The sequence below is a fragment of the Pseudonocardia sp. Ae331_Ps2 genome, assembly GCF_001932405.1.
Classification (GTDB): Bacteria; Actinomycetota; Actinomycetes; order Mycobacteriales; family Pseudonocardiaceae; genus Pseudonocardia.
The window spans coordinates 2719034-2733865 of the sequence record NZ_MCIM01000001.1 but is presented as its reverse complement, the minus strand read 5'-3'; the positions used below and the strand labels follow the sequence as shown (position 1 = coordinate 2733865).

Genomic DNA, 14832 nt, shown 5'->3' with positions numbered 1-14832 from the left:
GTGCGGCACACAACAGTGGCCGGACGGACGACATGTGCAAGAATTCGGCCATGCACCGGGTCGGAGTGCTCGCCGTCGACGGGGTGATCGCCTTCGAGCTGGGCATCCCCGAACGGATCCTCGGCACCACGACCACGGCGGACGGCATCCCGCTCTACGACGTGCGGGTCGCCACCGTCGACGGCGGCCCGGTCCGCACCAGCGCCGGGTACCGGGTGCTGCCCGAACACGGGATCGACGTACTGGAGCGCGCGGACACCCTGGTGGTGCCGGCCGTGCGCGGCCCGAACACCGACGATCCGGGCGAGGCCGTCCTCGGCCTGGTGCGCCGGGCCGTGCACCGCGGCGCACGGGTCGTGGCGATCTGCACCGGCGCGTTCACCCTGGCCGCCACCGGCGTGCTCGACGGTCGCCGCGCCACCACCCACTGGGCACACGTGGACGCCTTCCGCGCGCTGTACCCGCAGGTGGAGCTGGACCCCGACGTGCTGTTCGTCGACGACGGCGACATCCTCACCTCGGCGGGCGTGGCCGCGGGCATCGACCTGTGCCTGCACCTGGTCCGCCGCGACCACGGCGCCGCGGTGGCCACCGCGACCGCGCGGCGCAACGTCGTCGCACCGTGGCGGGAGGGCGGGCAGGCCCAGTTCGTCGCCTCGCACGTCCCGGACCCCGGCGGCCCGGCCACCGACGCCGTCCGGGAGTGGGCGCTGCACCGCCTCGACCGGCCGCTCCCGATCGAGGAGCTGGCGGCGCAGGCGTCGATGAGCGTGCGGACCTTCACCCGTCGCTTCCGCGCCGAGACCGGCACCAGCCCCGCCCGCTGGCTGGCCGCGCGCCGACTGGAGCTGGTGCGCCGCCTGCTGGAGACCACCGACCTGCCCGTCGAGCAGGTCGCCGCGCGCGCCGGGTTCGGCACCACCGCGGCGCTGCGGCAGCGGTTGCACGCCGAGATCGGGATGGCGCCGCTGGCGTACCGGCGCGCCCACCGGGCACCCGCCGGCGCGTGATCCGCGCGGCACTGGGCGCACGTCACCACGGGTACTGCTGCGACACTGGGACCGTGACCTCTCCTGCCGATCTGAAGATCCCCGGCGATCTCCTTCCGCAGGACGGCCGCTTCGGATGCGGTCCGTCCAAGGTGCGCCCCGAGCAGCTGTCCGCCCTCGCCGCGACCGGCGACTCCCTGTTGGGCACCTCGCACCGGCAGAAGCCGGTGAAGGAGCTCGTCGGACGGGTGCGCTCGGGCCTGGCCGAGCTGTTCTCGCTGCCCGACGGCTACGAGGTCGTCCTCGGCAACGGCGGCTCGACCGCGTTCTGGGACGCGGCGGCGTTCGGCCTGGTCCGCGAGCGGTCGCTGCACCTGACCTACGGCGAGTTCTCGCAGAAGTTCGCCGACACCACCACCGGCGCGCCGTTCCTGGCCGACCCGGTGATCGTCAAGGCCGCCCCGGGCAGCGCGCCGGAGCCGGTCAGCGACCCGTCGGTCGACGTCATCGCCTGGGCCCACAACGAGACCTCGACCGGAGTCGCCGTGCCGGTCAACCGGCCCGCGGGCACCACCGACGACCAGCTCGTGCTGATCGACGCGACCTCCGGCGCCGGCGGACTGCCGGTCGACATCACCCAGTCCGACGTCTACTACTTCGCCCCGCAGAAGGGTTTCGCCTCCGACGGCGGCCTGTTCCTCGCGATCATGAGCCCGAAGGCCCTGGAGCGGGTCGCCGAGCTGGCCGCGTCGGACCGCTGGATCCCGCCGTTCCTGTCGCTGGCCACCGCCGTCGACAACTCCGGCAAGGACCAGACCTACAACACGCCGTCGCTGGCGACGCTGTTCCTGCTCGAGGACCAGATCCGCTGGATGAACGCCCGCGGCGGGCTCGACGGCTGCGTCGCGCGCACCCGCGACTCCTCCGACCGGCTCTACACCTGGGCGGACAAGAGCAGCTTCGCGACGCCGTTCGTCACCGACCCGGCACACCGGAGCCTGGTGGTCGGCACGATCGACTTCGACGACGCCGTCGACGCCGACGCGGTGGCGACGGCGCTGCGCGCGAACGGGATCGTGGACACCGAGCCGTACCGCAAGCTGGGCCGCAACCAGTTGCGGATCGGGATGTTCCCGGCGGTCGAGCCGTCGGACGTCTCGGCGCTGACCGCGTGCATCGACTGGGTCGTGGAGCGGCTGGGTTCCTGACACCTGCTCGTCGACGAACCGCGACGGCCGTCCCCACCTGGGGGCGGCCGTCGTCGTGTGTGGGGGTTGCGTCGCCACGCAGCGTCGTTGCGTGATCGATAGCAACTCGTTGTAGTCACACGCGCAACACTCGCCCCAATTCCCTCGTGCGTCACGAACTGTGCGACGCTGAGCACGGTCAGTGAGAAAGGTCCGGTGGTCCCCCGGGCGAGTAGGTGTTGTCGACCAGGCAGAACTCGCCCGGCGCGCCTCACCCGGCACGGACCCCTCGCCATCTACCGTCACCCGGACGGGGACGACAGCAGGAGGTCAGGTCGATGCGCGCGTTGCGGGTCGTGGGGGTGACCGGGGACGGCTCGGTCGTCCTCGAAGACCCGGGCCGCCGCGAGCGCTACACGGTGCCGGCCGACGAGCAGCTGCGGGCCGCGGCACGGGGTGACGTGACCCGGCTCGGCCAGATCGCGATCGAGTTGGAGAGCCAGTTGCGCCCACGGGAGATCCAGGCCCGCATCCGGGGTGGCGCGTCGGTCGACGAGGTCGCAGCCGCGGCCGGCGTCCCGACCCAGAAGATCGAACGCTTCGCCTATCCCGTCCTGCTCGAGCGGTCGCGGACCGCCGAGCTGGCCCAGAGTGCACATCCGCAGCGCGCCGACGGCCCCGACTCACGCACGCTCGGTGAGACGGTCGCGCACACCTTCGGCCTGCGCGGACAGGACTACGCCGGGGCCGGCTGGGACTCCTGGAAGGGCGAGGACGGCAAGTGGGTCGTCGTCCTGACCTGGCAGACCGGCCGCTCGGACAACGCCGCGCACTGGGCGTTCCAGCCCGGTGCCCACGGCGGCACCGTCGTCGCGCTGGACGAGCACGCCTCCGACCTCGTCGAGGGTCTGCCCGCACGTCCACTGCGCCCGCTCGGGTCGGTGGTCGACATGGCCCGCGACGAGGACCACGCCCCCGAGGCGCCGACGACCGCCGCTCCCGCGCGCGCCGTCGCGGCGGCCGGTGGGCAGCAGCCCGAGGCCTGGGCCGGGCGCGGGATCGCGCCCGAGCAGCGTCGGGCGAGCCCGCCGCCGCCCCGGACCCGCGTCGAGACACCCGGTCGCACCGTGGGCACCCGCCCGGACGACACCCGGGCCCCGGCCGCCGCGGCGCCGGTGGTCCCGAAGCGCGTCGAGCAGGTCGAGGGCACCGACGCCATCAACAGCACCGACGCCACCGACGGGACCGGGTCGGCCGGCGCGACCGACACCGCGTCGAGCGGACCCGCCTCGGACGGTGTGTCCGCGGACGGCACGACCCCGGGCGGCACGACCTCCGGCGGCGCGAGCTCGACCGGCTCGGACGGCGTGGACCCGGTCGTCCCGGCCCCGGCGGCCACCGCCACGGACGCAATCGGTACGGGCTCGTCGGCCACCGGGCCCGCGCACGACGCGACGGACGCGACCGCCTCGGCGGCGGCGACGTCGACGGGAGCGGCCACCTCGGCGTCGGACACCGACGCAGCGGGCAGCCCGGTCCCCGCCGGCACGTCACCGGCCGCCACCGCATCGGCCACTCCGGAGGACACGACCGCGGAGGCGGCGACGAGCACCGCAGGGTCGTCCGCTGCGGCGCCGTCCACCGCGGCACAGTCCACCGAGGCGCAGTCCGCGGAGGCGCGGTCCACCGAGGCGCACTCCGCTGAGAGGCCCGCGGGCACCGACACGGACTCCGCCGCGGCGAGTCCCGCGACCGACGACCGCCGGACCGCCACGAACGACGGGGCCGCCACGAACGACGGGTCTGCCGACGAGCGCACCGAGGCACCCGCCGCGGCCACCACCGAGACCCCGGCCACGTCGGAGCAGGAGACGGACCCCACCCCGGCACAGGACGCCGAGACCGCGGCCCCGCGCCGCCCATCCACCGCAGGATCGCGGCGGACGAAGAAGGGCAAGCCGGTCATGCCGTCGTGGGACGAGGTCCTGCTCGGCGTCCGCGGCCAGCGCTGACACCTTCCCGCACGGGTTCCGACCTCCCACACCGGATCCGGTCCCGTGTGGGAGCCCGGATCCGGTGTGGGAACACGGCCGGGGTCAGCTCCCGCCGGTGACGGCGTGGAAGGCGACGGCGGCGGCCGTCGCGACGTTGAGCGAGTCCACGCCGCTCGCCATCGGGATCCGGACACGGCGGTCGGCGGCGGCCAGTGCCTCGTCGGTGAGCCCGGGGCCCTCCGCGCCCAGCAGCAGAGCGACCTTCCGGCCGCCCAGGCCCGCCGTGGCGAGGGGCTCGGCGTCGGGGGCGGGGGTGAGTGCCGCGACGGTGAACCCCGCCTCCCGCAGCCGGTCCAGCGAGGCGGGCCACGCGCCGTCGAGGGTCGTGAACGGGACCCGCAGCACGTGCCCCAGCGAGACGCGGACGCTGCGCCGGTAGAGCGGGTCCGAGCAGCCGGGGCCGAGCAGGATCGCGTCGACGCCGAGGGCGGCGGCGTTGCGGAACAACGACCCCAGGTTCTCGTGGTCCCCCACCCCCTCGCAGACCGCCAGCGTGCGGGCGCGGGCCAGCACGTCGTCGAGGGACGGCGCGGGAGCACGGTCGGCGACGGCGAGCACCCCCCGGTTCAGATGGAACCCGACCGCGCGGGCCATCGTGTCGGCGTCGGTCGCGTAGGCCGGCACGTCGACGCCGGCGAGGTCGTCGGACAGCTCGTCGAGGCGGCGCGGGACCCCCAGCAGGGACCGCACCGGATACGGAGAGTCGAGCAGACGACGCACGACGACGACACCCTCCGCTATCACCAGCCCGCGCCCACCGGGCCGATCGGGGCGCCGATCGGCGGTCGTGAGGTCGCGGTAATCGTCGATACGGGGGTCGTCGGGGTGCTCGACCGTGGTGAGTATGGCCACGACGCCCGATCGTCCCACGTCACTGACCGTTCGCCGCGTCTGGTCGCCCGGTCAGCCGGTACCGCCCGGTCCGGCGATATGACACGGTGTAGTGCCGCCTCCCTCGGCACGGCCCTCCGCCGTGCGGGTGAGGAGGCGCTCCCCGTTCGATGGAGGTCGGTTCGCGCATGGGTCAGGTGGTCGACCAGACGACGTTCAGCCGGCGCGACCGCCAGCGGTACCGGATCAAGGTGCAGCGCTGTCTGGACACTCTCGGTGACCTGCTCAGCAGCTACCCGTTCTCCGACACGGAGCCGATGACCGGCGTGGAGATCGAGTTCAACCTGGTCGGTCCAGAGCTGGCGCCGTCGCTCAACGGGACCGACGTCCTGGACACGATCAACTCCGGCGAGTGGCAGACCGAGCTCGGCCGCTGGAACCTCGAGCTGAACCTCCCGCCGCGCCCGCTGCCCGGCGACCAGTGGCGCCAGCTGGAACACGAGCTGCTCGACCTGCTCGCGGGCGCCGGGGCGAAGGCCGGGGACCTGCGCACCCAGCTCGTCATGATCGGGATCCTGCCGACGCTGGACCCGGGGCACATGACCGCCGAGGCGATCTCCCCCGAGGACCGCTACGAGGCGCTCAACGACCAGATGCTCACCGCGCGCGGCGAGCCGATCCGGATCGACATCGCCGGCTGCTCGCCGGAGGAGCGGGTCAACGCCGACTTCGACACGATCATCCCCGAGGCGGCCTGCACGTCGATGCAGCTGCACCTGCAGGTCTCCCCCGCGAACTTCGGGCGCTACTGGAACGCCGCGCAGTGCCTGGCCGGCGTCCAGCTGGGGCTCGGGTCGAACTCGCCGTTCCTGCTCGGGTCGCAGCTGTGGTCGGAGACCCGGATCCCGCTGTTCGAGCAGTCCTGCGACGTCCGGACCCCCGAGTTCCACAACCAGGGGGTACGGCCACGGGTCTGGTTCGGCGAGCGCTGGATCGACTCGGTGCTGGACCTGTTCTCCGAGAACGCCCGCTACTTCCCGGCCCTGATGCCGTTGACCTCGGACGTGGACCCGGCGACGCAGATGCGCGACAAGGGGTTCCCGGACCTGCCGGAGCTGACCCTGCACAACGGCACGATCTGGCGCTGGAACCGGCCGATCTACGACAGTACGGGCGACACCCCGCACGTCCGGCTGGAGAACCGGGTGCTCCCCGCGGGGCCGACGACCGTCGACATGGTCGCCAACGCGCTGTTCTTCTACGGCCTGCTCCGCACCCTGGTCGAGGCCGACCAGCAGCTGTGGCGGGCGGTGTCGTTCGAGGCGGCCCGGGAGAACTTCCAGACCGCGGCCAAGCACGGCATGCACGCTCCCCTGTACTGGCCCGGCACCGGCTGGGTGCTCCCCGACGAGCTCGCCCTGCGCAAGCTGCTCCCCCTGGCGCACGAGGGGCTCGCCCGCTGGGGTGTCTCCGGCGCGGTCTGCGACCGGTACCTGACGGTGCTGGAGCGGCGCTGCGTCACGCGTCAGACCGGGTCGTCGTGGCAGATCGACACCGTCGCCGCGCTGGAGGCGCGGGGCGCGGACCGGATGACCGCCCTGCGCGGCATGCTCGAGCGCTACCTGGCGCACTCGACGGCCAACCAGCCCGTCCACACCTGGGAGATCCCCGACTGATCGGCTTCGCCATCGCGAAGCATTCTCCGCGACCGGGCCCGCTCACCACCCTCGCGTTCCTACCGTCCCCCTCCGCACACCCGCCCCGGGTGCGCGTACGGGACGGAGGGACATGTCCATCCAGCACCAGCCCGACCGGCGTCGATGACCCGGGCGACGACGATGTCCCCGTTCCGGCTGTTCGGCCGCACCTCCCGCGACGAGCACCTCCTCGACGACGGTCCCGACCCCTGGCTCGACGACCCGGCTCCCGCACCGGCGCCGCGGCCCGTCCCGTCCCGGGCCCGGGAGGCCTTCCCGGCGCCGTCGACGAGCGGGATGCCCCCGGCGCCGACGACGGGTGCGACGGCGCTGCCCGCCGAGGGTCCCGCGACCGCGGCGGCGCGACCGGCGCTCTGGACGCCGCGGCGGCCGCCGCAGGAGCCGATCGCCGAGCCGGAGCCGGTCACCGATCCCTTCGGCTTCCCGCCGGTACCGCCCCCTGCCGCCGCCACCTCGGCCCCCGCCCCTGTCTCCGCCTCCGCCTCCGACGAGGTCGCTGCGGCCTGGGCGGCCTGGGCGCCTGCCGCGGTGTCCCCGGCCGAGGGAGGGGCGGATCGTGCAGCGTCCGGAGCCGCGTCGCCGGCCCCCGTCACTCCACCCAGCACGCCGCCCACCACGACGACCGGCACGACGACCGCGGCGCCGGGTCCGGCGCCGTCGGGCCCCGAGCACGGTCCGGCTGCCCGCCCCGCCGGAGCCCCGGTCGCAACGACAGGGACCGCGCCCGGCACCGCTGCTGCCCCGTCATCCGCCCCCGCCGCCCCCTCGGCCGGTTCCCCCGACCCGTCACCCAGCTCTCCCGCTCCGTCACCCGGTCATGCCGAGCCGTCGCCCGGCCCCGCTGACCCGTCACTCGGCCACGCCGACCCCTCCTCCAGCCACGCCGACCGGTTCCCCGGCGACGCCGACCCGTTGCCCGGCCCTGCCGACCCGTCACCCGGTCTCGCCGACCTGCCGCGCGGTGTTGCCGACCCGTCGCCCGGCCCCTCCGACCCGTCGCCGGTCCCAGCCGGACCGGATTCCCGCCACGCCGGGGCGCGGCCCGCCACCGGCTCCCCCGTCCGGACCGCCCCGCCGCCCCTCGTCGACCCCGCCGAGGCGTCCGCGCTGGCCGGGGCCTTCGCCGCGGACCTGCTGTCCTGGGACGAGGACGACGTCGACCGCCGCGCCCGTGTCCTCGCCGCCTACCTGCCCGCCACCGCGGCCGACGGATTGCTCGGCTGGACCGGGACCGGACGTCAGCGGGCCGACCTCGTGCTGCCGGGCCGCGTCCGCGCCGATGCCGACCGGGCCGTCGTCGACGTCCGGGTGCGGGTCGTGCCCTACCGCCGTGTCGACGCCCGTGGGACGGCCGCGCCCGAGCCCGAGCCCGACGACCCGATCGGGGCGCCCGCCGGGGCCCCCGCCCCGGCTGCGCGCGGCTGGCGCGGGCTGGCCGCGCGGTGGGTCCGGCTGGAGGTGGCCGTCGCGCTCACCGACGACGGGCTCGTCGTCGACGCGGGGCCCGCGGCCGAGCCGGCCCGGCGGCCGTCGCCGGTCGACCTCGCACGGGGCGGTGTGCGGTGACCGGGCGTGTCCCCGTCGTCGGGGGCCTGGCCGGCGGGGTCGGGACGACGACCGTCGCCAGGGCCCTGCACGGCCGTGACCTGGGGCGCGTGTGCGGGCCGGACCTGCTGCCCGACGTCGTCGTCACCCGGGACACCGCGGCCGGTCTGGCTGCCGCGGCCCGCGTCGCCCCGGCGCCCGGGCCGGGCTCACCGGTCCTCGTCCTGCACCCCGGCACCGCCGACCCCGACGGCATCGACGCCGACGCCGCGGGGCCCGGCTGGGCAGCCGTCGTCGCGCTGCCCGCGGTGCCGGGCTGGGCCCGCTCGGCGGACCCGTGGTCGGACGCGGCCGGGGTCCTCACCCGGCCCGGGCCCTCGGCCGCGGTCCGCCGCTACGCCGACGCGATCGGCCGGGTCGTCACCGCGCTGACCACGTCCGGACGACTCGACCGGCCGCTCACCCCGGCCGGCGTCGGTGGGCTGCGACCGATGCGTGGGGTACTGGCCCTCCCGACCGGGCCGGGCCGGTGAGCCGTGCGCGCGCTGCTGATCGTGCCGGTCGTCGTCGCGCTCCTGCTGGGGACGGCGGGTCAGGTCCTGGCTGCCCCCACCGCGGATCCGGTCACCTCGGGCATCGACGCGGCACGGGTGCCGGAGGCGGCGCGGCCCTACCTCGACCTGGTCACGGAGCTGACCTCGCAGGGCTGCCCGGAGCTGCCGCCGGCCTGGGTGGTCGCGCAGGTGCAGGCGGAGTCGGGCTGGGACCCGGAGCTGCGCACCGGCACCGCCGCCGGGCTGCTGCAGGTCTCGGAACGGACCTGGGTCGCGGCCGGCGGCGCACCCTGGCCGGACGCGGCGCTCACCGAGCCGGAGGGGCACCTGCGCGTCGTCGTGCCGTGGCTCTGCTCGACGCTGCGCGCCGCCGCCGGGTATCTCGCGACGACCCCGAAGGACGTCCCGGTGCTCGACGCGATGCTGGTCTGCCACATCGCGGGCTGCAGCCGGGTCACCGGGTCGAGGTCGGGGGTGCCGGCAGCAGGGGAGGCGAACTGCTCGCAGGCGTGCGCGTCGGCGATCCGGCGCTACCTCGACGCGGTGCACGGCTTCGTCGCCGACTACTCCGGCACGACGGCCGTCGACGACCGCGAGTCGTCCCCGCCACCGCCGCAGAAGGCCGCCCCGGCGAAGGCACCCGCGGCGAAGGCACCGGCGAAGGACGCCGCATCGGCGCCGGCGCCCGCCTGGACCGGCGGTGCGACGGGGTGCCACGAACCCGACCCGGTGCGCTCCGACGGCTGTCTCACCGGCGCGTCGAAGCACGGCCTCGATGCCGTCGAAGCGGTGTTCGGCCCGACGATCGAGACGGTCGGCTGTTGGGACGAGCACCTGCAGAACCCGCGGTCGGACCATCCGAAGGGCAAGGCCTGCGACGTGTTCACCGGGAAGGCCGGGGCGTTCGCGAAGGGCGCCGACCTCGACGAGGGCTGGGCGATCGCGCACTGGCTGGAACGCAACGCGGCCCCGCTGAAGGTCAAGTACCTGATCTGGCAGGGCCGCTACTGGGACCCCTCGGTGCGCGCCGACGGCTCCGGCTGGGGCCGTCGCTACACCGGCGGCGGGGTCTACGACACCGCCGACGCGACCGGCGGCCACTACGACCACATCCACATCAGCTTCGCGGAGTGACCCCGTGCGACGTTCCCTGCCGCTGCTCGTGCTCGCCGCGGTCCTCGCGGTGCCCCTGGCCCTGCTGGTGCCCGCGTTGCTGCCCGGACCGCCGTCGCAGGCGGTGCTGACCTCGGCCGACCGGGACGCCCTCGGCGATCCCGGCCCCGTCCGCGGACCGGAGCCGGCCGTGCCGGCGACGCGGCCGTCGTCGCCCGGGGCGGTGGCGCGCGCCTACCTCGTCGCCGCGCACGGCACCGGTGCCGGCGCGGCCGGGGGCACCACCCTCGACGGCACCCCGTACGCGCTGCCCGGCAGCCCGGCCGCCGCCGGAGCGCCCGTCCTCGACCCGCCGCCACCCGGTTCGGGCCGGACCGCCGAGGTCGAGGACCTCGACGAGGGCGCCACCGACTGGGCCCGCGGACGCACGGCGCTCGTCGCGACCGTCCGCACGACGACGTCCGGGCCCGGCACGGCACCGGAGGTCCGCCGCTGGCGCACCCGGGTGGTCCTGGCTCTCGACGCGGCGGGCCACTGGCTGGTCACCGCCGACACCCCCATCACCACCGACACCCCCGATGTGGACGACTGACGTGACCGAACCTTGGAGTGGGCGATGACCGCCGACGAGCTGGAGCAGCTGCTCAAGTCCCTGCTGGCCAAGGGGGTCACGGTCGTCCTCCTGGCGCTCGGGCCCGCCGGGGAGCTGGTGGGGGTGGAACCCGGGGGCTCCGCGACGCCGTCGACGAGCTCCGGGCAGGACGCCGCCGGTGCGCCGCGGCCGGACCTGGAGCTGGGGGCCGGTGGCGAGGTGTGCGTCGGCACGGGGTCCGGTTCGGGCTCCGGTGGGTCCGGGTCCAGCGGCTCGGGTTCCGGCGACTCGGACTCCAGCTCGGGTTCCGACGGCTCGGGTTCCGACAGCTCGGGTTCCGACAGCTCGGGTTCCGACAGCTCCGGCTCCGACAGCTCCGGCGGCGGGGAACGTGACAGCGGGTCCGGCAGCGCCGACGACTCCGCCGGCGACTCCGACAGCAGCTCCGACGGCAGCTCGACGGACCGTCGCGGCGGCGGGGGCGACGGCGGGGCGGGCGGGTCCGACGACAGCGGCCGTTCCGGCGGGTCGGGCGATGCGACCGGCTCCGGCTCCGGCTCCGGCTCCAACGACTCCGAGCGCGGTGGCGGTACCGCCTCCTCCTCCGGTTCCGACAGCGGGACGGGCCGCGATTCCGGCAGCGGCACCACCGCCGCCCCCGACGAGTCCGGCGCCACCGCCTACGGCACGAGCGACGACGCGGCCGCAGGGCTCCTCACCGGCGGATCCGGTACCTCCGGCTCCCGGACACCGCCGCCCTGCCGCCCCAGCGGCACCGGCGGCACCGACCCGGCACCCGCCACCGGGAGCGCAGAGGGCACCACGGCGGCGGCGAAGCTGGGCTGGGGGCAGCCCGTCCGGGCCGACGAGTTCGACAACGGCACCGAGGGCTGGAGCATCTACGACGGCGCCGGGCACGCGGGCAACGGCCGCCGCACCCCGGACGCGGCGAGCGTGGCGGACGGCGTCCTGACGATCACCGGGGACAGCCAGGGCAACACCGCGGGCATGGCGTGGAAGGAGGGCTCGCAGCAGTACGGACGCTGGGAGGGCCGGGTGCGCGCGCCGGTCGGGGACCCGTCGTACAACGCCCTGCTGCTGCTCTGGCCCACCGCGGAGAACTGGCCCGAGGGCGGCGAGTTCGACTTCATGGAGATGATGGACCCGCAGCGGCAGAAGACCAACGCATTCTTCCACTACGGAGCGGACAACTCCCAGGTCGAGGGCTCCGTTGAGGTCGACGCGACGCAGTGGCACAACTGGGCCCTGGAGTGGACGCCGGACCGGATCACCGCCTACGTCGATGGCGAGAAGTGGTTCGAGACCACCGAGGAGAAGGTGCAGCCGCCGGGGCCGATGCACCTGTGCATCCAGCTCGACTGGTTCCCCAAGGGCGGCGGCTCGGGGAAGGAGACGCAGATGCAGGTCGACTGGGTCCGCCAGTACACCCTCGACGGGGGTTCGCCCGACGCGACGACCGACGGCGGGGCGGCACCGGGTTCGGCCGGCTGACCGGGCGGCCCCCACCCGAGCATGATCACCGGTTGGGGAGTCGGAGGTGCACAGGACGACCTCTCCGCTCCACAACGGTCGATCATGCAGCCACCTCGCGGGGCGCCCCGGCCCGGTGCACGATGCGCGGTGGCCCGGGCCTCTCAGCTCCCCCACAGCCGAGCGCTCCTAGGCTGCCGCCGACCCGCCGTCGACGATCAAGGAGTGGGTCGTGCAGGAGCAGACGGAGCAGGAGCACGACCCCGAGGCCCCGGCGCGTCGCCGCTGGCCCGCGGTCGTCGGCCTCGTGGCGGGTCTGGCCGTACTGACCGGGATCGTCACGGTCGCCGTGGAACCGTCCCTGCTCACCGGCTCGTCCTCGCCGACCCCCGCACCGGCGGCACCGCCGTCGCCGGGCGGGATGCACGACCAGGAGCGGCCCACCGAGGTCGGCGAGCTCGACCCCGCGTCCCGCTCGGACACCGAGGCGGCCGTGCGCAACGGCTGGCGCCTCACCGACCACGACGAGTTCGACGGCACCGCGCTCGACCGCACGCGCTGGAGCCCGTACACGGGCGAGACCACCGGGGGCAACGGCCGGCACCGGGTCGAGAACATCGCGGTCCGCGACGGCGAGCTCGTCCTCACCAGCCGCGGGAGCACCTCCGCCGGGCTGGCCTGGCGGGGTGGCCAGCAGTACGGCCGCTGGGAGATCCGGGCGAAGACGAACCCCGGCGTCGGCTACGGAGACGTCGCGCTGCTCTGGCCGGACGCCGAGGACTGGCCCGAGGGCGGCGAGCTCAACTTCATGGAGATCCCGAAGCCCGAGCGGAACGAGACGCACACGATCGTCCACTACGGCGAGGACAACAGCCAGGTCGGCAAGACGATCCGCGGCGACTTCACGCAGTGGCACACCTACGCCGTCGAGTGGCTGCCCGACCGGGTCGTGTTCTACATCGACGGCGCCGAGGTCTTCCGCACCACCGATCCGGAGCAGATCCCGCCGCGGTCGATGCACCTGGCGATGCAGCAGGACATCGGCCCCTACGGCGACGACTGGATCCCGGCGCCGGACGCGACCTCGCCGGAGACGCTGGACTTCCAGGTCGACTGGGTCCGCATCTACGCGCCCTGACCCGCTCGGCGGCGGGACGGGTGTGACTGGGGAAAGAAGGAGGCCCCGGACCCTGTGGGGTCCGGGGCCTTCTCCTGTCCCGAACTGACGCGCCGCTCCCACCACGAAGCGACTTCTGTAAGTTAGCGCAGCCTTGCCTAAGTAAGCAAGAGTGGTGGGCGGAAAGTTCTAGCCGAGCAGCTCCCGCAACGGTCCCACGCCGAAGTACCCCACGAACAGCACCGCCACCACCCACATCAGGGGGTGGACCTGCTTCGCGCGCCCGGTGGCCGCCGCGAGCACGACATAGCTGACGAACCCGGCGCCGATGCCGTTGGCGATCGAGTAGGTGAACGGCATGACGGTGATCGTCAGGAACACCGGGATCGCGGTGCGCAGGTCGTCGAGCGAGACCGAGGTGATCTGGCGGAACATCAGCGCGCCGACGACGACCAGCGCCGGGGCGGCGGCCTCGACCGGGACGATCGAGTACAGCGGCGTGAAGAACATCGCCAGCAGGAACAACAGACCGGTCAGGACGTTCGCCAGCCCGGTCCGTGCGCCCTCGGCGATACCGGCCGCGGACTCGACGAAGATCGTGTTCGACGACGCGGACCCCACACCACCGGCGACCGCGCCCGCACCCTCGACGACCAGCGCCTTCCCGACGTTCGGGAGCTTGTCGTCGGAGTCGGTCAGGCCCGCCTGGCGACCGAGGCCGGTGAGCGTGCCCATGGCGTCGAAGAAGTTCGCCAGCACCAGGGTGAAGATCAGCAGGACGACGGTGATGATGTCGAGCCGGGTGAAGGCGCCGAGCGAGACCTGGCCGACGAGCGACAGGTCCGGCAGCCCGACGATCCGGTCCGGGATCGCGGGCACGGCGAGCGACCAGCCGCCGGGGTTGGTCGGGCCACCGGGGCCGACCCGGACGATCGCCTCGACGACGATCGCGATGATGGTGTTGACCACGACGCCGATCAGGATGCCCGCACGCACGCCGCGGGCGACCAGCACGCCGACGATGATCAGCCCGATGACGAACACGAACGTCGGCCACGAGGCGATGGAGCCGCCGGTGCCCAGGCCGACCGGGACCGTGGTGTTGGCCGCGTCGGGCAGGCGGCGGACGAAGCCGGAGTCGACCAGGCCGATCAGCGCGATGAACGCGCCGATGCCGACCGCGATCGCCGTCTTGAGCTCGGTGGGGACGGCGTTGAACACCGCCGTCCGGAAGCCGGTCAGGGCGAGGATCACGATGATGATGCCGTTGATGACGACCAGGCCCATCGCCTCGGGCCAGGTCATCATCGGCGCGATGGTCACGGCCAGCAGGGTGTTGATCCCCAGGCCAGTGGCGATCGCGAACGGGTAGTTCGCGATCACGCCGAAGAGGATCGTCATCACGCCTGCGACCAGGGCGGTCACCGCGGCGACCTGGGCGACCGGGAGGATCCCGCCCAGCGCGTCGGCCTTGGCCGACGGGTCTCCCGGCGTGACGCTGCCGAGGATCAGCGGGTTCAGGACGATGATGTAGGCCATCGCCATGAACGTGACGAGTCCCCCGCGCAGTTCGCGGGAGACGGTGGAGCCGCGTTCGGACACGCGGAACAGGCGCTCGATCACGGCGACACCCTAGACGCG

The 14832-nt window shown here is 74.5% G+C and carries 12 protein-coding genes; 10 read left to right on the top strand and 2 right to left on the bottom strand.

The features are described from left to right. Positions 1–50: 50 nt before the first annotated feature. The 3 genes from Ae331Ps2_RS13100 (at position 51) to sepH (ending at position 4188) form a co-directional block, all read left to right on the top strand. Entirely contained in the window at positions 51–1010 is a 960-nt protein-coding gene (locus tag Ae331Ps2_RS13100; protein WP_198932121.1) for a GlxA family transcriptional regulator, read from the top strand. A 53-nt stretch (positions 1011–1063) separates the two neighbouring features. Continuing rightward, positions 1064–2197 (top strand): phosphoserine transaminase, encoded by a 1134-nt coding sequence (gene serC, locus Ae331Ps2_RS13095; RefSeq protein WP_075308638.1) that lies wholly within the window; start codon positions 1064–1066, stop codon positions 2195–2197. Between the two features lie 317 nt (positions 2198–2514). After that, on the top strand, positions 2515–4188 hold the full coding sequence (gene sepH / locus Ae331Ps2_RS32565) for a septation protein SepH (protein ID WP_212611739.1): 1674 nt from the start codon (positions 2515–2517) through the stop codon (positions 4186–4188). Positions 4189–4272: 84 nt separating this feature from the next. On the opposite strand, the gene Ae331Ps2_RS13085 is transcribed toward sepH, so the two are convergent. After that, complete coding sequence (locus Ae331Ps2_RS13085; protein ID WP_075329732.1) at positions 4273–5082, bottom strand: RNA methyltransferase; 810 nt, start codon at positions 5080–5082, stop codon at positions 4273–4275. A gap of 167 nt (positions 5083–5249) precedes the next feature. On the opposite strand from Ae331Ps2_RS13085, the gene Ae331Ps2_RS13080 reads away from it, so the two are divergent. The 7 genes from Ae331Ps2_RS13080 (at position 5250) to Ae331Ps2_RS13050 (ending at position 13212) form a co-directional block, all read left to right on the top strand. After that, the gene (locus Ae331Ps2_RS13080; RefSeq protein ID WP_075312444.1) at positions 5250–6737 is read left to right on the top strand and encodes a glutamate--cysteine ligase; all 1488 of its coding nucleotides are present in this window, start codon (positions 5250–5252) and stop codon (positions 6735–6737) included. Positions 6738–6881: 144 nt separating this feature from the next. Further along, positions 6882–8345, top strand: coding sequence for a hypothetical protein (locus Ae331Ps2_RS33850; protein WP_075308642.1), 1464 nt, complete (start codon positions 6882–6884; stop codon positions 8343–8345). After that, entirely contained in the window at positions 8342–8857 is a 516-nt protein-coding gene (locus Ae331Ps2_RS13070) for a hypothetical protein (protein ID WP_075308644.1), read from the top strand. The genes Ae331Ps2_RS33850 and Ae331Ps2_RS13070 overlap by 4 nt, the downstream gene beginning before the upstream one ends. Positions 8858–8860: 3 nt before the next feature. Further along, positions 8861–10012, top strand: coding sequence for a hypothetical protein (locus Ae331Ps2_RS13065; RefSeq protein ID WP_075308651.1), 1152 nt, complete (start codon positions 8861–8863; stop codon positions 10010–10012). Positions 10013–10016: 4 nt separating this feature from the next. Next, complete coding sequence (locus tag Ae331Ps2_RS13060; protein WP_075308653.1) at positions 10017–10583, top strand: hypothetical protein; 567 nt, start codon at positions 10017–10019, stop codon at positions 10581–10583. Positions 10584–10607: 24 nt separating this feature from the next. Then, complete coding sequence (locus Ae331Ps2_RS30440) at positions 10608–12095, top strand: glycoside hydrolase family 16 protein (RefSeq protein WP_083695523.1); 1488 nt, start codon at positions 10608–10610, stop codon at positions 12093–12095. Between the two features lie 211 nt (positions 12096–12306). Next, entirely contained in the window at positions 12307–13212 is a 906-nt protein-coding gene (locus Ae331Ps2_RS13050; protein ID WP_075308655.1) for a family 16 glycosylhydrolase, read from the top strand. Positions 13213–13380: 168 nt separating this feature from the next. Here Ae331Ps2_RS13050 and Ae331Ps2_RS13045 read toward each other — a convergent pair whose 3' ends face one another. Continuing rightward, on the bottom strand, positions 13381–14814 hold the full coding sequence (locus tag Ae331Ps2_RS13045; RefSeq protein WP_075308656.1) for an NCS2 family permease: 1434 nt from the start codon (positions 14812–14814) through the stop codon (positions 13381–13383). Between the last annotated feature and the right edge of the window lie 18 nt (positions 14815–14832).